The 22,148-nt window shown below is 54.2% G+C and carries 16 protein-coding genes; 5 read left to right on the forward strand and 11 right to left on the reverse strand.

The genetic code is table 11. From position 1 onward, the window contains the following. Nucleotides 1–17: 17 nt before the first annotated feature. The 4 genes from pyrG to rlmD form a co-directional block, all read right to left on the reverse strand. Nucleotides 18–1,655 carry a glutamine hydrolyzing CTP synthase gene (gene pyrG, locus ED901_RS15490; protein WP_056772874.1) on the reverse strand — a complete coding sequence of 546 codons (1,638 nt, stop codon included), beginning with the start codon at nucleotides 1,653–1,655 and terminating at the stop codon, nucleotides 18–20. A 334-nt stretch (nucleotides 1,656–1,989) separates the two neighbouring features. Further along, on the reverse strand, nucleotides 1,990–2,808 hold the full coding sequence (gene mazG / locus ED901_RS15495; protein ID WP_122096449.1) for a nucleoside triphosphate pyrophosphohydrolase: 819 nt from the start codon (nucleotides 2,806–2,808) through the stop codon (nucleotides 1,990–1,992). A 79-nt stretch (nucleotides 2,809–2,887) separates the two neighbouring features. Beyond that, on the reverse strand, nucleotides 2,888–5,131 hold the full coding sequence (relA, locus tag ED901_RS15500) for a GTP diphosphokinase (RefSeq protein ID WP_056772881.1): 2,244 nt from the start codon (nucleotides 5,129–5,131) through the stop codon (nucleotides 2,888–2,890). A gap of 9 nt (nucleotides 5,132–5,140) precedes the next feature. Next, the gene (gene rlmD, locus ED901_RS15505) at nucleotides 5,141–6,505 is read right to left on the reverse strand and encodes a 23S rRNA (uracil(1939)-C(5))-methyltransferase RlmD (protein ID WP_122096450.1); all 1,365 of its coding nucleotides are present in this window, start codon (nucleotides 6,503–6,505) and stop codon (nucleotides 5,141–5,143) included. Nucleotides 6,506–6,568: 63 nt separating this feature from the next. On the opposite strand from rlmD, the gene barA reads away from it, so the two are divergent. Then, a complete protein-coding gene (gene barA, locus ED901_RS15510; protein ID WP_122096451.1) occupies nucleotides 6,569–9,319 on the forward strand; it encodes a two-component sensor histidine kinase BarA in 2,751 nt (916 codons plus the stop codon). Between the two features lie 76 nt (nucleotides 9,320–9,395). On the opposite strand, the gene ED901_RS15515 is transcribed toward barA, so the two are convergent. The 5 genes from ED901_RS15515 to ED901_RS15535 all read right to left on the reverse strand — a co-directional run bounded on the left by ED901_RS15515 (nucleotide 9,396) and on the right by ED901_RS15535 (nucleotide 15,192). Further along, nucleotides 9,396–10,703, reverse strand: a complete 1,308-nt coding sequence (locus ED901_RS15515; RefSeq protein WP_122096452.1) for an amino acid deaminase — start codon at nucleotides 10,701–10,703, stop codon at nucleotides 9,396–9,398. Nucleotides 10,704–10,842: 139 nt separating this feature from the next. Next, complete coding sequence (locus ED901_RS15520) at nucleotides 10,843–11,982, reverse strand: glycerate kinase (RefSeq protein WP_122096453.1); 1,140 nt, start codon at nucleotides 11,980–11,982, stop codon at nucleotides 10,843–10,845. A 120-nt stretch (nucleotides 11,983–12,102) separates the two neighbouring features. Beyond that, a complete protein-coding gene (gene garR / locus ED901_RS15525) occupies nucleotides 12,103–12,993 on the reverse strand; it encodes a 2-hydroxy-3-oxopropionate reductase (protein ID WP_183850157.1) in 891 nt (296 codons plus the stop codon). Between the two features lie 26 nt (nucleotides 12,994–13,019). Then, nucleotides 13,020–13,790, reverse strand: coding sequence for a 2-dehydro-3-deoxyglucarate aldolase (gene garL / locus ED901_RS15530; RefSeq protein WP_122096455.1), 771 nt, complete (start codon nucleotides 13,788–13,790; stop codon nucleotides 13,020–13,022). A gap of 55 nt (nucleotides 13,791–13,845) precedes the next feature. Further along, nucleotides 13,846–15,192: an MFS transporter gene (locus ED901_RS15535; protein WP_122096456.1), complete on the reverse strand. Its 1,347-nt coding sequence runs from the start codon at nucleotides 15,190–15,192 to the stop codon at nucleotides 13,846–13,848. Between the two features lie 538 nt (nucleotides 15,193–15,730). On the opposite strand from ED901_RS15535, the gene garD reads away from it, so the two are divergent. After that, a complete protein-coding gene (gene garD, locus ED901_RS15540; RefSeq protein WP_056772910.1) occupies nucleotides 15,731–17,302 on the forward strand; it encodes a galactarate dehydratase in 1,572 nt (523 codons plus the stop codon). A gap of 69 nt (nucleotides 17,303–17,371) precedes the next feature. Here garD and exbD read toward each other — a convergent pair whose 3' ends face one another. Together exbD and exbB are read right to left on the reverse strand one after the other, a co-directional pair. Then, the gene (exbD, locus tag ED901_RS15545; protein WP_122096457.1) at nucleotides 17,372–17,806 is read right to left on the reverse strand and encodes a TonB system transport protein ExbD; all 435 of its coding nucleotides are present in this window, start codon (nucleotides 17,804–17,806) and stop codon (nucleotides 17,372–17,374) included. Between the two features lie 9 nt (nucleotides 17,807–17,815). Then, nucleotides 17,816–18,721 carry a tol-pal system-associated acyl-CoA thioesterase gene (exbB, locus tag ED901_RS15550; protein ID WP_221298272.1) on the reverse strand — a complete coding sequence of 302 codons (906 nt, stop codon included), beginning with the start codon at nucleotides 18,719–18,721 and terminating at the stop codon, nucleotides 17,816–17,818. A 521-nt stretch (nucleotides 18,722–19,242) separates the two neighbouring features. Between exbB and ED901_RS15555 the strand changes: the two genes are divergently transcribed. From ED901_RS15555 to ED901_RS15565, 3 genes are all read left to right on the forward strand, one after another. Continuing rightward, entirely contained in the window at nucleotides 19,243–20,220 is a 978-nt protein-coding gene (locus ED901_RS15555; protein ID WP_056772916.1) for a TRAP transporter substrate-binding protein, read from the forward strand. Between the two features lie 62 nt (nucleotides 20,221–20,282). Beyond that, a complete protein-coding gene (locus ED901_RS15560; protein ID WP_056772918.1) occupies nucleotides 20,283–20,795 on the forward strand; it encodes a TRAP transporter small permease in 513 nt (170 codons plus the stop codon). Nucleotides 20,796–20,808: 13 nt separating this feature from the next. Further along, the gene (locus tag ED901_RS15565) at nucleotides 20,809–22,101 is read left to right on the forward strand and encodes a TRAP transporter large permease (protein WP_122096459.1); all 1,293 of its coding nucleotides are present in this window, start codon (nucleotides 20,809–20,811) and stop codon (nucleotides 22,099–22,101) included. Nucleotides 22,102–22,148: the final 47 nt, after the last annotated feature.

Below are 22,148 nucleotides of genomic sequence, written 5' to 3' on the forward strand. Positions count from 1 at the left end.
ACCACTTCCCCGGTATTTTATTTTACCTGACGCTTCTGATACTCACCGGCAGCCTTCACGAAGCCTGCAAACAGCGGATGACCATCACGCGGCGTAGACGTAAATTCTGGATGGAACTGGCAAGCCACAAACCAAGGATGATTTGGCAGCTCGATGATTTCCACCAGTTGCTTATCGCCAGAGCGACCGGCTACGCGTAAACCTGCGGCTTCGATAGGTTTGAGCAGCATATTGTTTACTTCGTAACGGTGACGATGACGTTCAACTATTGTCGGTTCGCCGTACATCTCACGAACCAGGCTGCCATCGCTCAGGTGACATTGCTGCCCGCCAACGCGCATGGTGCCGCCTAAATCACTGTCTTCGGTACGTACTTCAACGTTACCGTCTTCATCTCGCCATTCGGTGATCAGCGCCACCACAGGGAATTTACAGTCTGGCACAAATTCAGTGGAGTTGGCATTTTCCATACCCACCACATTGCGGGCGAACTCCATCAGTGCCACCTGCATACCCAGACAAATGCCCAGATAAGGAATGTTGTTTTCACGCGCATAACGGGCGGTGGCCACTTTGCCTTCAACACCACGGTAACCGAAGCCACCCGGGATAAGGATAGCGTCCAGGCCTTTCAACACTTCAACACCACGGGTTTCGACATCCTGAGAGTCGATAAGTTTAATGTTCACGGTGAGACGATTTTTCAGGCCGCCGTGTTTGAGCGCTTCAATCACAGACTTATAGGCGTCTGGCAGCTCAATATACTTACCGACCATCCCGATGGTGACTTCACCACCTGGGTTCGCTTCTTCGTAAACCACCTGCTCCCACTCGGAAAGATTCGCTTCCGGCGCATTCAGGTTAAAACGCTTACAAATATAGTCGTCCAGACCCTGAGATTTCAAGAGGGCCGGGATTTTATAAATGGAATCAACATCTTTAAGAGAAATAACCGCTTTTTCTGGCACGTTACAGAACAGAGCGATTTTCGCACGTTCGTTCGCAGGTACTGCGCGATCGGAACGGCAAATCAGCACGTCAGGCTGGATCCCGATGGACAGCAGCTCTTTGACGGAGTGCTGAGTAGGTTTGGTTTTGACTTCACCGGCAGCCGCCATGTACGGCACCAGCGTCAGATGCATATACAGCGTGTGCTCACGGCCCACGTCAACGGCCATCTGACGAATCGCTTCCAAGAACGGCAGGGATTCGATATCACCCACGGTACCGCCGATTTCCACCAGCACCACATCATGGCCTTCGCCGCCTTCGATGATGCGTTCTTTGATGTTATTGGTGATGTGCGGGATAACCTGAATGGTCGCGCCGAGATAGTCGCCGCGGCGCTCTTTGCGCAGCACGTCGGAATAAATACGGCCAGTGGTGAAGTTGTTACGACGGGTCATTTTGGTACGAATGAAGCGCTCGTAGTGACCAAGGTCCAGATCCGTTTCAGCGCCATCTTCGGTAACGAAGACTTCGCCGTGTTGGGTCGGGCTCATGGTACCGGGATCCACGTTGATATACGGGTCCAGTTTCATCATAGTCACGTTGAGGCCACGGGCTTCGAGAATAGCCGCCAGAGAGGCTGCGGCAATGCCTTTACCCAGAGAGGATACGACCCCGCCGGTCACAAAAATATAATTAGTTGTCATGCTGAACCTGAGAGGTTAGGTTTAAAGATGATGGAGTAACCAAGACGGGAAAACAGTATACCGGAACCTTGTGTGCGCCACAAATAAACGTTTTGCTGCCCATCATCGTTTTCCTCAGCGTCAGTTCAGAAGAGTTAATCCTGCAGGTCACATTCTCTCAGTCTTTCAAAAACAACCAGTTAGCGATTAAAATTGTGTGGTGACTCTCATCCATCCGTAAAACATCTTAGATTTCAGTTTGTTGTACTTTAATGCTCTCAGATCAGGCTTTTATCTGCCGAATGCCGTTGAGCTTAACCGTTTCAGCAACGGCAGATCTTGTCGCCGATCAAAGTCAGAGCACAGGTTTTACCGCTTCACCCTGCTTTACCTGCTGCCAGGCGGCTTCCATCTGCTCTAAGGTCGCGTCTTCCATGCTCAGCCCCTGCTCGCGGATGATGTTTTCAACCTGACGGAAACGACGCTCGAACTTACGGTTAGCGGCTTGCAGCGCATCTTCTGCTTTGTGACCTAAATGCCGGGAAAGGTTAACCGTGGCGAACAGCAAATCGCCAATTTCCTCACCGAGTTTTTCTTCGTCGATCACCGCCTGACGCGCTTCAAACATCACTTCATCGATTTCTTCATAGACTTTATCCAGCACCGGGCCGAGCGTGGTCCAGTCGAAGCCCACGTTTGAGCAACGCTTCTGAATTTTGTGCGCTTTCATCAGCGCAGGCAGTGCGGATGGAATATCGTCGAGCGCCGAATGCAGTGATTTGTCCGCCCGCTCCAGCGCCTTGCGCGCTTCCCATTTCACCAGAACGTCTTTGCTGCTGGCGTCTTTTGACCATGCAGCCTCATCACCAAAGATTTTCGGATGACGACGCTCGAGTTTATCCGAGATTGCGTTGCAGATATCGTCGAAACCAAACAACCCCTGCTCGCTGCCCATTTGGGCGTAAAACACCACCTGAAACAGCAAATCGCCCAGTTCATCACGCACCTCGTCATAATCTTTGCGCGCGATGGCATCCAGCACTTCGTAAGTTTCTTCCAGCGTATACGGGGCGATAGTCTCGAAGGTTTGTTCTTTATCCCACGGGCAACCTGCAGCCGGGTCGCGCAGGGTTTTCATGATGGTGAGTAAGCGTTGCAGGGGTGATTCGGTCATGAGATCTGTCCGTTTAAAAAGGGGTTTGCCAAAGCAGGAATGAAAAAGGCCCGACGGGCGGGCCTTTACGTTTATACGATCAGTTGCCGTGCAGGCGTTTGGCGTCGATGACATCCGGCAGCTGGTTCAGTTTGGCGATCACGCGCCCCAGAACCTGCGGATTGTAGATCTCGATATCCATGTCGATGGTCGCCAGTTGCTGTTTGGTATCACTGCGGCTGGCGACGCCGAGCACGTTCACCTTCTCGTTGGCAAGAATAGTGGTGATGTCACGCAGCAGGCCGCTGCGATCGTTGGCCACGACGCGCACAACCAGAGAATAGCCGCTGGAGTAGCTTTCGCCCCAGACGGCGTCAACCACGCGCTCAGGGGCGTTCAGACGCAAATCTTCCAGCTGATCACAATCGGCGCGGTGGATAGAAATCCCCCGTCCCTGCGTGATGTAGCCGACGATTTCGTCGCCCGGAATCGGCTGGCAGCAGCGCGCAATGTGGTGCATCAGATTGCCCACGCCTTCCACCACCACGCGTCCGTTATCTTTACTGCCGTTACGTTGTGGAGCCGGTGTGGTTTTCTGCGTCAGCTGACGCATCGCCTCTTTATCCAGCTCTTCCGCACTCGGCTTTTTCAGCTGCGATTGCAGGAAGTTGACCATCTGGTTGATGCGGATATCGCCGTTGCCAATGGCGGCCAGCACTTCGTCCAGCGAGTTGACGTTATAGCGCGGCAGAAGCAGTTTCTCGGCATCTTTGATGCTGATATCCATACGATCCAGTTCGTCGTCGAGGATCTGCTTACCGGCAATAATATTTTTGTCGCGATCCTGTTTACGGAACCAGTTTTGGATCTTCGACCGCCCGCGGCTGGTCGTCACGTAACCGAGGCTCGGGTTCAGCCAGTCACGGCTTGGGTTCGCATGCTTCTGGGTGATGATTTCAATCTGATCGCCCATTTGCAACTGATAGGTAAACGGCACAATGCGCCCGCCGATTTTTGCCCCGATACAGCGGTGCCCGACATCACTGTGGATGTGATACGCAAAATCGAGCGGCGTGGAGCCCATTGGCAGGTCGATGACATCGCCTTTTGGCGTAAACACGTAAACGCGATCATCAAAGACCTGACTGCGCACTTCGTCGAGCATTTCGCCCGAATCAGCCATCTCTTCCTGCCACGCGATAAGTTTACGCAGCCAGGCAATGCGGCCTTCGTAGCCACCGCTGCGCCCACCCACCACGGCGGTGCCTTCTTTGTATTTCCAGTGCGCCGCGACGCCCAGTTCGGCATCTTCATGCATCTGGCGGGTACGGATTTGCACTTCCAGCGTTTTACCGCGCGGCCCTAACACCACGGTGTGAATCGACTGATAACCGTTCGGTTTCGGGTTGGCGACGTAATCGTCGAATTCATCCGGCAGATGGCGGAAATGGGTGTGCACAATCCCTAACGCGGCGTAGCAATCCTGTAAACGTTCCACCACGATGCGCACGGCGCGCACGTCGAACAGTTCGTCAAAGGACAGGGATTTTTTCTGCATCTTGCGCCAGATGCTGTAGATGTGTTTTGGCCGACCATAGACATCAACTTTGATGCCTTCTTCGCCCATCGCATTTTTTACGGTGGACACAAAATCATCGATGTACTGTTCACGGTCGATACGACGCTCATGCAACAGTTTGGCAATGCGTTTGTATTCATCAGGATGCAGATAGCGGAAGCAGAAATCTTCCAGCTCCCATTTGAGCTGGCCGATACCGAGGCGGTTAGCCAGCGGCGCATAGATGTTGGTACATTCTTTTGCCGCCAGTACGCGCTCTTCTTCCGGCGCGTCTTTCACTTCACGCAGATGCGCGATACGTTCGGCAAGTTTCAGCACCACGCAGCGGAAATCTTCCACCATCGCCAGCAGCATACGGCGGACGTTGTCCACCTGCTCGGAGGCCATGGAGTCATTTTGCGTGGCTTTCAGCTGGCGGATGGCATCCATATCACGCACGCCGTGCACCAGATCGGTAATGCCTTTACCGAACTGCTCCGTCAGCGTGTTTTCATCAATGATGCCATCATCGACCAGCGGGAACAGCAGCGCGGCGCGCATACTGTCGTTGTCCATACTGAGGGTCGAGAGGATTTCCACCATCTCAAGACCGCGCCACAATAAGAGCGACGCGTCCGGATGGCCCTGCGTTTGCTGCTCGCAGTAGCGCCAGGTTTCGGCTAAACGGTCACATGACTGCTGGCTGGACAGCCCCAAACTGTTAATCCAGTCGTCGAGCGCAAACTCGCCAGCCGTGTTCAGATGTGCACTTCTTACCGCAACCATACCCTCTCCCTACGTGTCTGACACAACCCCGGTGTCAGATGGGTTGATAAACAGAGCCATCGATTCAAGGTGCCCGGTGTGCGGAAACATATCCAGCATACGAACCTGAGCCAACCGATAACCCGCCTCCAACAAAATTTTACTGTCCCGAGCCAATGTCGTGGGATTACAGGACACATACACCACGCGCTGCGGAGCAAGCTTTACGATATGCGCCATCACGCCCGCCGCACCACCCCGTGCAGGATCCAGCAAGACTTTATTGAAGCCTTGCGCCGCCCAGGGTTGCTGACTGACGTCGTCCTCCAGATTTTCGTGGAAGAATGACGCATTTTCTAATCCGTTATTTCGGGCATTATCTTGCCCATTCGCCACCAGTGTAGCAACACCTTCAACTCCGACAACCCGCTTAGCTCTTTTTGCCAGCGGAAGGGTGAAATTTCCCATGCCGCAAAACAAATCCAGCACGCGATCTTCTGGCGTCAGCGCCAGCCATTCCAACGCCTGTGCCACCATTTGTTGGTTCACGGCGTCATTAACCTGAATAAAATCACGCGGGCCGAAGGTCAGGCTAAGACCATCAATCTGATACGTTGGCACGTCGCCGTGCAAACGCTCCAGCGTCTCGCTGTCAGGTGCCAGAAACAGCGTTAACTGATGGTGTTGAGCAAACGCGGTAAGACGCGCGCGATCCGCCTCGCTGAGCGGATCCAGATGGCGCAGCACCAGCAGCGCGCCGTTATCGGCCAGCACCATTTCCAGATGTCCCAGCCGCTTCGCCGCCGTCAGTGACGCCAGACATTCCTGCACCGGCACCAGCAGTTGCTCAAGCTCCGGACGCAGTACCGGACAGCGGGTGATCGCCACCAGATCGTTTGATCCTTCCTGACGAAAACCCATCACCAGCGGTCCGTTTCCCGGTTTTCGCCCTGGCTTCGCGCCGGCGATTTGTAATCCGAGACGCGCACGGCGCCGGTAACCGTATTGCGGACCGGCGATCACCGGTTGCTCTTCGGGCTGAATACCGGTTTCCCGGGAGATCAGCCGTAACAGCGAGGCGGATTTGCTGCGCTGCTGTAATGCTTCACTGGCGTGCTGTTGCTGGCATCCCCCGCAGACAGAATAGTGCGGACACGCCGGTTTTACCCGGTCGGCGCTGGTGGTCAGCAAACGTTTCAGTCGCCCTTTGGCGTACTTACTTTTATCTTCTGTTAAAATCACTTCCGCCTGCTCGCCGGGCAATACGCCACTGACAAACACGGCTTTACCGTTATGACGCGAAACACCCTGCCCGAAAGCATCAAGATCGGTGGCGGTCACAGTTATCGTTTGCCGGGTCGTCACACGGCGGTTCGGAGAGTAGAATTGAGCCATTATTGTCGATTGCACGCTGGTTTATTAAGCTTACTTTAGGTAATTCTCCCACATTGGAACCTCATGACCAAATATAGCCTTCGCGCACGGATGATGATCCTGATTCTGGCACCGACATTAATGATCGGTTTGCTGCTCAGCACCTTCTTTGTGGTTCACCGATACAACGAGTTGCAGAATCAGCTGATCGACGCCGGAGCCAGTATTATTGAACCCCTGGCCGTCGCGAGCGAATACGGAATGACGTTCCGGGAGCGAGAACCGGTGAAGCGCCTTATCAGCCGTCTGCACCGCAATCACTCGGACATTGTCCGCAGCATCAGCGTTTTTGATGGCGACAATAAGCTGTTCGCCAGCTCCAATTCCCTGCATGAAGGCAGCCCGCTGCAGGTCAAAAGCGTAAAAGATATCCCTCGCGAACTGACCCAGGCACGTTTCGGCGATTCGCTGATCCTGCGCACCCCGGTTCAGGCGGAGAATCATACCGAGGCGGATGATGATTCGTTCAGTTCGTCTCCTGAGCATACCCTCGGTTATATCGCCGTTGAGTTAGATCTCAGCTCGGTCCGGCTGGCGCAATATCAGGAAGCCTTTGTCTCGACCATGCTGTTATTGCTGTGTCTGGGCATTGCCACACTGTTCGCTTATCGCCTGATGCGCGACGTCACCGGGCCTATCCGAAACATGGTCAACACCGTTGACCGCATCCGCCGCGGGCAACTCGACAGCCGTGTGGAAGGCAACATGCCCGGCGAACTGAGTATGCTAAAAAACGGCATTAACTCGATGGCGATGTCGCTGACGGCGTACCACGAAGAAGTGCAGCAGAATATCGATCAGGCCACGTCCGATCTGCGGGAAACGCTTGAGCAGATGGAAATCCAGAACGTCGAACTGGATCTGGCGAAAAAGCGCGCTCAGGAAGCGGCGCGTATCAAATCTGAATTCCTCGCCAACATGTCTCATGAGCTGCGGACCCCGCTCAACGGCGTGATTGGTTTCACCCGCCAGACGCTCAAAACTCCGCTGTCGCCGACGCAGGCTGATTATCTGCAAACCATTGAACGTTCAGCGAATAACCTGCTGACCATCATCAATGACGTTCTGGACTTCTCTAAGCTGGAAGCCGGTAAACTGGTGCTGGAGCACATTCCTTTCTCACTGCATGAGATGCTCGATGAAGTGGTGATCCTGCTGGCACATACCGCGCACGACAAAGGCCTCGAACTGACGCTCAACGTGCACAACAATGTGCCGGAAAACGTGCTGGGCGATCCGATGCGAATGCAGCAAGTTGTCACTAACTTGCTGGGAAATGCGATTAAGTTCACTGAATCCGGCAACATCGACATCAATGTCGAGCTGCGTTCGCAGAACAATTTGCAGGTCGAACTGGAGGTGCAGATCCACGACACCGGCATCGGGATTTCAGAGCGGCAGCAGTCGCAACTTTTCCAGGCTTTCCGTCAGGCCGATGCCAGCATTTCGCGCCGCCACGGCGGCACCGGATTAGGCCTGGTGATCACCCAGCGTCTGGTCAAAGAGATGGGCGGCGACATCAGCTTCTACAGCCAGATCAACCGCGGTTCAACTTTCTGGTTCCACGTGACGCTCGAGCTGAATGAAAACCGTCATGTGACGCCGGTTTCCATGAGTTCCCTCGAAGGTAAACGTCTGGCCTATGTGGAAGCCAACCCGGCGGCCGCCAAGGCTACGATGGAAATTTTGCAGGCGACACCGCTTGAGGTCACGCATCGCACCTCGCTTGCCGCACTGCCGGATAACTACTACGACATGATGCTGTGCAGCATTCCGGTCAAACCAGAACAGACCCTGGCAGATTATGACGACCGGTTAAAACGCGTGCTGAGCATGACGCGGCACCTGCTGCTGGCGCTGCCAAGTCAGTTCCAGGTTGAGGCTGAAGAGCTCAAACGCCGCGGAGTGCAGGCGTGCCTGATCAAACCGATGTCCAGCATCCGCCTGCTGCCATTGTTGTTAAAAGAGCAACAACCGGCAGTGAGGATCCTCGGTTCAGATGAGACTAAAGCGGCACGACTGCCGCTCACGGCAATGGCGGTGGATGATAATCCGGCCAACCTCAAGCTGATTGGTGCGCTGCTGGAAGAGCTGGTCGAAACCACCGTGCTGTGTCACAGCGGCGAAGAAGCGATTGAAGTGGCCCGTCACACTGATCTGGACATCATTTTGATGGACATCCAGATGCCGGATATAGATGGCATTCGTGCCAGCGAAATCATTCATCAGATGGCGCGCCACGCCAGCACGCCGGTAGTGGCGGTCACCGCCCACTCACTGAGCGGCGAACGTGAACAGCTACTCAAACTGGGTATGGACGATTATCTGGCGAAACCTATCGACGAAGGCATGTTGAAAAACGTCCTGTCGCGCCATTACTCTCATCAGAATCAGCAGGATTCTCCGCTGCAAACGCAGGAAGATCTCGCGCCAAACAACACGCTCGACTGGCAACTGGCGTTAAGCCAGTCCGCCAATAAAGTTGCACTGGCGCAGGATTTACTGCAAATGCTGGTGGAATTCCTGCCACAGGTCGCCGTGCGTGTGGATGCCGTCGCCAGAGGTGAAACCGACGACGATATCCTCGCGCTCATCCATAAACTGCACGGCAGTTGCAGCTACAGCGGCGTCCCGCGCCTGAAACAGCTGTGCTATTACATCGAACAGCAACTGCGTCAGGGCGTCGGCGTGGAAACTCTGGAACCGGAATGGTTTGAACTGCTTGATGAGATTGAGAATGTGAAACGGGCTGCGGTGGCGTATTTACCGAGGTAGGTGGAGGTAAAGAGTTAAACGTTTCATACAAAACGCCCGGCAATGTCCGGGCGTTTTTACAGGTAGTGAACGTCTGTCAAAACCAGGTCGTCACTGCGCCGGTCACGTCCCACTGCTCATTCACCAGCAACAGCTGACGCCATTTGTCGAATGTCAGACAGGGGTGGCAAATGTCGAACACCAGCATGTCACCGACTTTCAAATCGGCATTTTCAGGGATCGACATAAATGCATGCTGATCCATCATCGCATAAACCTTCCAGTCTTCCGGTGCTGGGACGACGGTGGTATAGCCTGACTGTGTTGCACTGCGGGGACGGAAATGACCGGCGGCTTTCGGGTATCCGGCGTCGTAACCGGCGTCACGTTTGCCGAAAGCGATAATCGCCCGGCCCGGCTCCGGCAATGACTGCACGGCCGCCCAAACCTGCAAAGCAGGCTGTAAGCTGCTGTTCATTTCCCGTGCCACCGGATTACTGGTTTGCATTCTTTCCAGTGCAGCCTGATAGGCGCCGACGTCATGCGTGACGTAACAGCCTGAACGCAAAATCACATCCAGCTGATACCGTTTATCGCAGTCCAGATAGCGGCTCTCACGCGTTAACTCCTCCGCTACCACATCAAACCAGGCGGAACCTGCACCGGTTAATATCACCTGTTGTTCGGCGAATTCACCTGCCTGCGCCAGCGCTTCAGTACGCGCGACGACGTGGCGCAGAAATGCACGGATCGCCGCTTCGTCGTTGCTGACACCTTCATACAGCTCGACACCGATCAGCGCCAGAGACTGCGGCCAGCGTTTGACCGCGGCCAGCACGTCTGCTTCCTGTTCTGCGGTACGGATACCGGTACGCCCACCCTGAATACCGTACTCAAACATCATGCGTAACGTCAGTTGCTGGCTGGCGAAGTAATGGCCGAGGGCATCAACGTTGTCGGCAGAATCCACCACGCAGGAAAATTCGAAATCAGGATCCTCTCGCAGCAATCCGGCAATTATCGCCATATTGCCTTTGCCAATCAGCTGGTTCGCCATGATGACTTTGCGCACACCGTGCTTAAAAGCGGCATTAACCTGCGGCGCGGTCGCCAGCGTGATGCCCCACGCGCCAAACTCCAGCTGCATCTTATACAGCTCCGGGCTCATGGTGGTTTTGCCGTGTGGCGCGAGTTTTAACTGATAACGCTGAATAAATTCACGCATCCATGAAAGATTGTGTTCGATTCTCTCCTCGAGCAGCACTGCCACCGGCAGGCTGACGTCCTCGCGCAGGATATTCCAGCCTTGCTGGCGAATATCGCCCATGCAGGCATCCGCGCTGAGTGGCCCTAAACCTTTAGTTTGTGTATTGACCGGTTGCTTCGAAAAATCAATCTCTGACATGGCTACGTTCCTGTTGCGATTTGATTCTAAAAACTAACGTAAAATCGTCGGGAATAAAACACAAAAACCGGCGCAGGCTGGGCCTGAACACCGGTTTTTTAATGACGCATTGTTGCTGATTTTTACTGTAAATATGCTTTCAGAGCTTTTGCGATAACTTAATGGTCGCGGCAATATTGCGTGCTGATTTACGCAGATTATCAGCGGCATTTTTCAGCGCATCTTCCAGCGTACACACACTGTAGAGCACGCTGAAAACCGCATCCAGCCCGTGTGCATACACCACATCAACATCTTTCGTCAGGCTGCCCGCAATGCCGATCACAGGTTTGTTATAACGCTTGGCGACCCGCGCCACGCCGATCGGCACCTTGCCGTTGATGCTCTGGCTGTCGATTCGTCCTTCACCGGTGATCACAAGCGTCGCATCTTTCACTAACGCATCCAGCCCCAGCGCATCGGTGACGATCTCGATACCCTGACGCAATTCCGCGCCGCAGAATCCGTACAGTGCTGCGCCCATACCGCCGGCCGCGCCTGCGCCGGGAACGTGCTCAACATCGATACCCAGATCCTGTTTGATCACGCTGGCGTAATGATGCAGATAACCGTCGAGTTGCTCGATCATCGCAGGCGTTGCGCCTTTTTGCGGGCCAAAGATAGCAGACGCACCGTCTTTGCCGGTCAGCGGATTGGTCACGTCACACGCCACTTCAAAGCGACATTTTTTGATCCGCGGATCCAGCCCGCTGATATCAATGTGATGCAGTTTCTCCAGCTCACCGCCGCCCTGGCCGATCGATTTACCCTCCTGAGTCAGTAACTTCGCGCCCAGCGCCTGCATCATGCCAGCCCCGCCGTCATTGGTGGCGCTGCCGCCGATACCGATGATGCAGTGTTTGACGCCATGGTCGAGTGCCGAATGGATCAGTTCGCCTGTGCCATAAGAGGTGGTTTTAAGGGGATTGCGCTGCGCCGCCGGGACACTTTCCAGCCCGCTGGCGGCCGCCATTTCGATAAAGGCGATTTTCTCGTCGCCGGAAAGCCCGAAGAACGCGTCGAGCGGTGTGCCCAGCGGGCCGGTGACATTCACTTTTACGATGCGTCCGCCGGTCGCCGCGACCATGGCTTCTACCGTTCCTTCACCGCCGTCGGCCACCGGCAATTTAATGTATTCCGCCTCAGGAAAAATCTCACGAAATCCGCTTTCGATGGCCTTCGCCACATCCAATGCAGACAAACTTTCTTTGTATGAATCCGGTGCGATCACTATTTTCATAAAGTCATTACCTTCATAACTGCACGCGCCGTTGTGGAATAGCGTCCTGTCAGTTTTGCTTTCTGCCGGAAGGGCAACGCGGCACGATTCACGTACATCTGGCCGCGCGGCCACCTCTGACTAACGGGTAACTTCAACCTTCGCTAAGTTTTCATAATAGCGTGCAATGGCGCTATGGTCAGATTGCCCGTGACCATCCGCTTTCAGAGCCTGCATCATTTCCATGACCAGCGAGGTCAGAGGCAGTTGCGCACCCACGCCATGAGAGGTGTCGAGTGCATTGGCTAAATCTTTGATGTGCAAATCAATACGGAAGCCCGGTTTGAAATTGCGATCCATCACCATCGGCGCTTTCGCTTCCAGAACAGTGCTGCCTGCCAGTCCACCCCGGATGGCCTGGAATACCAGGTTAGGATCGACGCCCGCTTTGGTGGCCAGCACCAGTGCTTCTGACATTGCCGCAATGTTCAGCGCAACAATGACCTGGTTTGCCAGCTTAGTGACGTTACCCGCGCCGATGTCGCCGGTATGCACCACAGATCCCGCCATCGACTTCATGATGTCATAGCAATGATCGAACACGGCTTTATCACCGCCAACCATCACCGACATGGTGCCGTCGATGGCTTTTGGTTCGCCGCCGGAGACGGGTGCATCCAGCATCGCAATCTGTTTCGCTGCCAGCGCTTCGCTGATTTCACGGCTGGCCAGAGGTGCGATGGAACTCATGTCGATGAAAATCGTCCCGGGACGTGCGCCTTCGATCAGGCCGTTTTCGCCCAACGCCACGTCTTTCACCTGAGGCGAATTTGGCAGCATAGTAATGATCACGTCAGACTGTTCAGCGACCGCTTTCGGCGTGTCAGCGGCGGTGGCACCCAGCGCAACAATTTCGCCCACGGTATCAAGATTGCGGTCCATGACCACCAGTTCATACCCTGCTTTGAGCAAGTTTTTGCTCATAGGCTTGCCCATGATGCCTAAACCAATAAAGCCAATTTTCATTCGAATATCCTCTGATTATTGATGTGATGAGATCACTTAGTGAAGCGATCACACAGCGCCTGCGTTCCTGCGCGATAAATCCCCAGGTCGCTGCCAACGGCCACAAAGGTCGCGCCCCATTCCATGTAGCGGCGCGCATCGGCTTCGACCGGCGCCAGAATGCCGCTGGATTTTCCGTGGGCTTTTGCGCGTTCAAAAATGTGACGAATGGCAGCCTGTACTTCCGGATGACCGGCGTTGCCGAGGTGCCCCATGCCAGCGGCCAGATCGCTTGGCCCGACAAATATGCCGTCAATGCCGTCGGTTGCGGCAATCGCATCGAGGTTATCAACGCCCTGCTGGCTCTCGATTTGCACCATCACCGTGATGTTGTCGTTAATGCTGGTGAAGTAGTCCGGCACCGTGCCAAACATGTTGCTGCGATGCGAAACGGAAACGCCGCGGATCCCTGCCGGCGGATAGCGCGTGGAGGCGACGGCACGTTCGGCCTGCTCCTGCGTCTCTACAAACGGGATCAGGAAATTGTAGAAACCGATATCGAGCAGACGTTTAATCACCACCGGCTCGTTGAAAGGTGGTCGCACGACCGGGGCGCTTTTGCTGCCTTTAAGCGCCATCAGCTGCGGAACAAAAGTGCTGATGTCATTGGGTGCGTGTTCCCCGTCGAGCAACAGCCAGTCAAATCCTGCGACACCCAACACTTCTGTGGCAATCGGGTTGCACAAGGCGGCCCAGCATCCGATCAGCGTTTTGCCTTGCAGTAAGTCCTGACGGAACCGGTTTGGAATCATTGGATTACTCATAGTTGACCTCGTTATAGGGCGGGCGCGGGAGTTCCCGTCTGCCCGCCATCGCAATTTACTGTTTCTTAAGTTCGAGACGCTTGATTTCACCGACAACCAGCAGGTAACACAGCATCGCCATCAGGGCGGAACAGCCGACGAAAATCAGAGCCATGTTGAAAGAATGCAACCCTTTAACGATATAGCCGATAACCAGCGGGGTAACGATTGACGCGACGTTGCCAAAGACGTTGAAGATACCGCCGCACAGGCCAATCACTTCTTTCGGCGCGGTATCTGCAATCACCGGCCAGCCCAGCGCACCGAAGCCTTTACCGAAGAACGCCAGCGCCATCAGGGTAACGACCAGGGTATTGTTATCGGTGTAGTTACATAAAATGATGCTGGTGGCTAACAGCATGCCCAGCACAATCGGAATTTTACGCGCCACGGTCAGGGAGAAACCGCGTTTGAGCAGGTAGTCGGAGAACACGCCGCCGAGTACGCCACCGGCAAAGCCGCACAGCGCCGGAATGGCCGCAATCATCCCCACTTTGAGGATAGACATACCCTTTTCCTGAACCAGATAAATCGGGAACCAGGTCAGGAAGAACCACGTAATACTGTTAATAAAGTATTGGCCGAAGAAGATCCCAAGCATCATGCGGTTGCTCAGCATCTGGCGCACATAGCTCCATTTCGGGCCACTTTTCGCGCCGTCGGCTTTCTTGTGGTCGATGTCGACCACCGCGCCGCCTTCTTTAATAAATTCCAGCTCGCTTTTCGATATGCCAGGGTGTTCCGGCGGGTTGTGGATAAATTTGATCCACACCAGCGTCAGCACAAAACCGATCACCCCCATCACGATAAAGACATGTTCCCAGCCCCAGGCGTAGGTCAGCCAGCCGAGCAGCGGAGAGAACAGCGCGAGCGAGAAATACTGAGCGGAGTTAAAAATCGCCGAAGCCGTTCCGCGTTCTTTCGTCGGGAACCAGGCCGCCACGATACGGGCGTTGGCCGGGAAGGAAGGCGCTTCGGAGAAACCGAGCATAAAGCGCAGTATGAACAGCGTCAGCGCGCCGTACGCCAGCGGGAACCAGCCCACAAAACCTTGTAACAGTGTGAACAGTGACCAGAAAAACAGGCTGTAGGTGTAGACTTTTTTGGAACCAAATTTGTCCAGCAGCCAGCCACCAGGCAACTGCATGATCAGATACGCCCAGCCAAACGCCGCGAAGATTTGCCCCATATCAGCGGCATCCAGGCCCAGCTCACGCGCGACCTCGGTACCGGCAATGGAAAGCGTTGCACGGTCGGCATAATTCACCGCCGTGATAAGAAATATAATCAGCAAAATATAATAGCGAATATGTGTTCGCGTCTTACTTTGCGCCAGCACTCGGGACTGGGATTGAACGCTCATGGTGACCCTCATTTTACTATTACGGAATCATTCGCAGAGAAATTACAGTTATCGAAATAACGTTTTTACTTTTCGCCTGCGGTTTTCCTTTATATGAGACAGACATTTCATAATTATTTATTTATGTCTGAAATTTACCTGTATTGCTTTGAACGCTACCTTCAGAGGGCCAACACAGTATAAAAAACGATGCCTCAAATAACACTGTGCATTCGCACAAGAATACGCCGGTTGAAAACGACTATTCTTTTGCATTCACACATCATTGTGGGAGGATAATCACAGTTCACGCGGCGGCTGAAGCCGCACAGATCAAAGGGTGATATTCATCACATTTATTCTGTCACCTGCCACACAGAATGACGTTCAGCGGGTGAAAAGCTGGTCAGTTGCACAATGAGGTTCCCGGACAGCTGTTTTATAATGGATGCATACCCTGTATTGCCGAAAAGACAAAACGCAACATTTGTACGCTACGAATTCAGAGAATTAACCGAAGGTTCTTTTTTCGGGATGTTTAATAAACGCGGAGACAGTTATGTCACGTAATAAAGATAAAGAGCATGCAACCGACGCACTTTTCATTAAAGTTCATGAAAACGATAACGTTGCCATTATTGTGAATGATAACGGCTTAAAAGCCGGCACCCGATTTTCAAATGGTCTGGAATTAATTGAGCATATTCCTCAGGGCCATAAAGTTGCTTTGCAAACCATTGCCAAAGGCGGCGATATTATTCGTTATGGTGAAGTGATTGGTTATGCCGTGCGGGAAATCGCCCAGGGCGGCTGGATAGACGAATCCCTGGTCGAACTGCCGGTCGCCCCTGAACTGAACAGCCTGCCGCTGGCTACCCGGGTTCCCCCTGCGTTGCCGCCGCTGGAAGGCTTCACGTTTGAAGGCTACCGCAACGAAGACGGCAGCGTAGGCACTAAAAATCTGCTCGGCATTACCACCAGCGTTCACTGTGTGGCGGGGGTGGTGGATTACGTAGTAAAAATCATCGAGCGTGATTTACTGCCCAAATTCCCTAACGTCGATGGCGTGGTGGCGCTGAATCATCTGTACGGATGTGGCGTGGCGATCAACGCACCGGCAGCGGTCGTCCCGATCCGCACCATTCACAATCTGGCACTGAACCCGAACTTTGGCGGCGAAGTCATGGTGGTCGGCTTAGGTTGTGAGAAATTACAACCTGAACGCCTGCTGGAAGGCACGCCGGACGTGCAGGCTATTTCCCTCGACGATACCCATATCGTCCGTTTGCAGGATGAGCAGCACGTCGGCTTTCAGTCAATGGTTGACGATATCCTGACCGTCGCGCAGTTCCATCTGGAACGGCTGAACCGTCGTCAGCGCGAAACCTGTCCGGCCTCTGACCTGGTGGTCGGCATGCAGTGTGGCGGCAGCGACGCTTTCTCCGGCGTGACCGCCAATCCTGCCGTGGGCTTTGCCTCGGATCTGCTGGTTCGCTGCGGCGGCACGGTGATGTTCTCTGAAGTGACGGAAGTGCGCGATGCGATCCACCTGCTGACTCCGCGTGCTGCTGACGTCAGCGTCGGTAAACGCCTGCTGGAAGAGATGGCCTGGTACGATAATTATCTGTCCCTCGGACAAACCGACCGCAGCGCCAACCCGTCGCCGGGCAACAAGAAAGGCGGACTGGCTAACGTGGTAGAAAAAGCACTCGGTTCGATTGCGAAATCGGGCACCAGCGCAATTTCAGAAGTACTGTCTCCGGGGCAACGTCCGACCAAAAAAGGCCTGATTTTCGCTGCGACGCCAGCCAGTGATTTCGTCTGCGGAACGCAGCAACTGGCCTCGGGCATCACTGTGCAGGTCTTTACCACCGGGCGCGGCACGCCGTACGGCCTGCTGGCGGTGCCGGTGATAAAAATGGCTACCCGCACCACGCTGGCGAACCGCTGGCATGACCTGATGGACATCAACGCCGGTACGATCGCCACCGGCGACGCCACCATCGAAGACGTCGGCTGGGAGCTGTTCCACTTTATTCTGGACATCGCCAGCGGTCGTAAAAAAACCTGGTCCGATACCTGGGGTATTCACAATGCGCTGGCGGTATTTAACCCGGCGCCGGTGACCTGATCTGCCACATCACCAAAGCAAAAGGCCAGCAATGCTGGCCTTTTTTATGCTTCGGATCTGAAGGATAACTTACTGAGCCGCTGCTGCGCCCGTCTGTTCTGCACCTACCAGCCCGACTTTCAGATAACCGGCTTTACGCAGGTTATCCATCACATTCATCAGCGTTTCGTAGTCCACCGTCTTATCTGCACGGAAGAAAATCGTACTCTGCTTATTGCCCTGAGTACGCTGATCGAGCATGGCAGTCAGGTTGTCGCTATTTACCGGGCTGTCGCCGAGGAACAGCTGTTTGTCCGATTTCACCGTCAGGAAGATCGGTTTCTCAGGACGCGGCTGCGCTTTCGCCGTGGAAGCCGGTAAATCTACCCGCACATCTACGGTAGCCAGTGGCGCGGCGACCATGAAGATGATCAGCAGAACCAACATAACGTCGATGAAAGGCGTGACGTTAATGTCATGCATTTCACCGCTTTCGTCGATATCGTCGTTTAACCGAATAGCCATAATCTGTTCTTATCCTACGCGTAACTGACCTGTCTGACCGCGCGGCGCATCGCCTTCGCTGGCAGCCAGATCCAAATCACGGCCCTGTAACAGGATAATCTGCGCCGCCACGTCGCCAACCTGATGACGATAGGAAGTGATGGTACGGGCGAAAATGTTGTAGATAACCACCGCAGGGATGGCAGCAACCAGACCCACCGCGGTCGCCAGCAGGGCTTCTGCAATACCTGGCGCCACAACGGCAAGGTTAGTGGTCTGGGTTTGGGCGATACCAATGAAACTGTTCATGATGCCCCACACGGTACCAAACAGACCGACGAAAGGAGAGATCGCGCCGATAGTGGCGAGGATCCCATTGCCCCGGCCCATGTGACGCCCGGCAGCACCCACACGACGCTCCAGACGGAAACCGGTGCGTTCTTTAATGCCGTTGTTGTCGGTGGAACCGGCAGACAGCTCGAGTTCATTTTGCGCATCGCGGATCATTTGTGCGCTGATGCTGCTGGCGGCGAAACTCTCAGCCTGCTCGGCAGCTTCGTCCAGCGTACGCACGGAAGACAACGCATCAAATTCACGGCGCATACGGCGTTTAGCGCTGAACACTTCGGAGCCTTTGCTGAACAGCAAAGCCCAGGTGACAACGGACGCCAGCAGCAGGCCGATCATGACAGTTTTCACCACCACGTCAGCATGATGGTACATGCCTAATACGGACAGATCGGTAGGGATGACGGGAGCTTCCGCTGGTGCGGATTGCATAACCGGCGCGGGCGTGGTGTCTGCCGCAGCAGGTGCCGGTTGCGTGGTTTCAGAAGTGACAGCATTCGCCGCCGGCGTCGCAGGTGCAGCCATTGCGTTACCGCTCAGGCCAACCACCAACATTAACGACATCAATACTGAAGTCGTTTTTTTCATCTTATTGCGAGCCGTTTTCACGCGTCGCCTCCAGCCAGAATCAGTGTATATGGGTTAAATAACGCCGAATTGTATCAAATAAAAAGACCTAATTGATAGTCGTTCTCATTATTATTTACATTGTCCCGCCTGCTGACGCGGGTGTCCTTGACGGATGACAAGGTTTTGAGTCTTTGGTCAATACTTCAACAGTTATACACGGGTCACACTTTTGTAAAAAATCCCACAGTAAATCAATCGCCTGAACATAATTATCAAAGACAAAACAATGTTTTAAATATTAAGTAACAGCATTTTACATTTGTTATTAATTTGTGATAACGCTCAAATACCCGGCAGTTATAAATAAGGTAAGGTCTATGTACCGGGAAAGACCACACACCGGAATTCCCTGTATCCATTTAATTTATAAGACAATTTACAAGATTCACATGAGGTTCCGTCAGCGCACGGCGCGCCAGACCGGTTCATTTTCGCTGTAACTTTTCATTCCCTTACTGAATTCCCCTGGAGACAAACTGATGAAAATGCAAAAAGCACTTCTCAGCCTTTGCCTGAGTTCCGCGACCCTGTTATTCACTTCCGGCCTGTCAGCACAAACGTTGAAAGCTGCCGACGTGCATCCGCAAGGTTACCCGAACGTCGTTGCCGTCCAGCATATGGGCGAAAAGTTGCAAAAACAAACAGACGGACGCCTTGAAATCAAAACCTTCCCCGGCGGTGTGCTGGGCGACGAAAAGCAGGAAATTGAACAGGCGCAGCTCGGTGCGCTGGATATTATTCGCGTATCAATGACCCCGGTGGCGTCAATCCTGCCCGAAATCAACGTGTTCACCCTGCCCTATATTTTCCGCGATGAAGATCACATGCACAAAGTGCTCGACGGTCAGATTGGCAAAGAGATCGGCGATAAAATTACCAATAACCCGAACTCCCGGCTGGTATTTCTCGGCTGGATGGACGGCGGGACCCGCAATCTGATCACCAAAGAACCGGTCGTCAAACCGGAAGATTTGAAAGGCATGAAGATCCGCGTTCAGGGCAGCCCGATTGCGCTGGCAACGCTGAAAGCCATGGGAGCAAACCCGGTCGCTATGGGCGTCAGTGAAGTGTTCAGCGGTATGCAAACCGGGGTTATCGACGGCACGGAAAACAATCCACCGACCTTCGTCGCGCACAACTACCTGCCGGTGGTGAAAAACTACACCTACAGCCGTCATTTCATTATTCCTGAGCTGTTCCTGTACTCAAAAGTGAAATGGGACAAGCTGAAACCGGAAGATCAGCAGTTGATCCTGAAACTGTCGAAAGAAGCCCAGGATGAGCAGCGTGAACTGTGGAAAGCCTATAACGAAAAAGCCCTCGCCACCATGAAAGCGGGCGGCGTGAAATTTTACGACATCGATCCGGCGGCCTATGTTCAGGCCACCCAGTCCGTTCGCGATGAGTTCGGTAAAGACCATAAAGATCTGATGCAGCAAATCGCTGACGTTCAGTAACCACTGTCTCTGACACGGGCAGCTCCCGCTGCCCTTTTCCGACACTCACCGGGGGAGACTTTATGATTTCCGGATATCACACCCTGATGGACATTCTTTACCGCGCCGCAATGTGGCTTGCCGGGATTGCATTATTGCTGATGGTCGGGGTGATCCCCATCGGGATATTCGCCCGCTATGTCATGAACAGTGCACTGTCATGGCCTGAGCCGGTTGCCATCATGTGTATGGTGACGTTCACCTTTATCGGCGCGGCCGTCAGTTATCGCGCGGGTTCTCACATCGTGGTGGCGATGGTCACCGACCGTCTGCCTCCTGCCCTGAAAAAGTTCTCGGCGCTGCTGTCAGATCTGATGATGCTGGCGATCAGCATCTTCATTTTCTGGTACAGCCTGCATCTGTGCAGTGAACTGTGGCTCCAGCCGGTGGCGGAATTCCCGCTGCTGACCGCCGGAGAAACCTATTTACCGCTGCCCGTGGGCTCTGCCCTGACGATCTTATTCATCATTGAGCAGATCATTGCCGGGCCGCAGCATCAGCGCCCTGTCGTGATGCTGGGAAATTCCGACGCCTGACCCGGAGAGACTTATGGATGCACTCATTTTACTGTTAACGCTGGGGGTGATGCTGGCGATCGGCGTGCCGGTGGCTTACGCCGTTGGCCTCAGCGCGCTGGCCGGTGCCTGGTGGATCGATCTGCCGCTTGAAGCACTGATGATCCAGCTGACCAACGGCGTGAATAAGTTTTCACTGCTGGCGATCCCGTTCTTTATTCTGGCCGGCGCGATCATGGCTGAAGGAGGCATTGCCCGCCGGCTGGTGAGTTTTGCCTATATCTTTGTCGGGTTCATTCGCGGCGGTCTGTCGCTGGTGAACATTGTCGCCTCAACCTTTTTCGGCGCGATCTCCGGCTCATCGGTGGCGGATACTGCGTCGATTGGTTCGGTGATGATCCCGGAAATGGAGAAGAAAGGTTATCCGCGCGATTTTGCCGCTGCGGTCACGGCCAGCGGCTCGGTGCAGGCGATCCTCACGCCGCCGAGTCATAACTCGGTCATTTACTCGCTCGCCACGGGCGGTACGGTGTCGATCGCCGCACTGTTCATCGCCGGTATTTTGCCCGGTTTACTGCTCAGCCTGACCCTGATGGTGATGTGCGTCGTCTTTGCGCATCAGCGCGGTTATCCGAAAGGTGAACGCGTGCCGTTTCGTCAGGCACTGAAGATTTTCATCGACACGCTGTGGGGCCTGATGACCGTCGTCATCATCATGGGCGGAATTCTCAGCGGGATTTTCACCGCCACGGAATCTGCCGCCATCGCCTGTCTGTGGTCATTTTTCGTCACGATGTTCATTTACCGCGATTACAAATGGAGTGAACTGCCGAAACTGATGTACCGCACGGTGAAAACCGTCAGTATCGTCATGATCCTGATTGGCTTCGCGGCCAGCTTTGGCGCCGTGATGACCTACATGCAATTGCCGATGCGCATCACCGAATTCTTCACCTCGATCTCCGACAACAAGTACGTGATCCTCATGTGGATCAACATCATGCTGTTGCTGATCGGTACGCTGATGGACATGGCGCCGATCATTCTGATCCTGACGCCGGTCCTGCTGCCGGTGGTGTTATCGCTGGGCATCGATCCGGTTCATTTTGGCATGATCATGCTGGTGAATCTGGGGATCGGGCTTATCACCCCGCCGGTCGGGTCGGTGCTGTTTGTCGCCAGCGCGGTCAGTAAACAGAGCATTGAGAAAGTCGTCAAAGCCATGCTGCCGTTCTATTGCGTGTTGTTCCTGGTGCTGATGCTGGTGACCTATATTCCTTCGATTTCGCTGTTCCTCCCCAAACTGTTCGGCGTCTACACAGGATAAAACCTCTGCCAGGCCCGTCATTTCTGACGGGCCTTTCCTTGTATAAA

It is taken from the genome of Rahnella sp. Larv3_ips, assembly GCF_003697865.1.
Lineage (GTDB): Bacteria > Pseudomonadota > Gammaproteobacteria > Enterobacterales > Enterobacteriaceae > Rahnella > Rahnella rivi.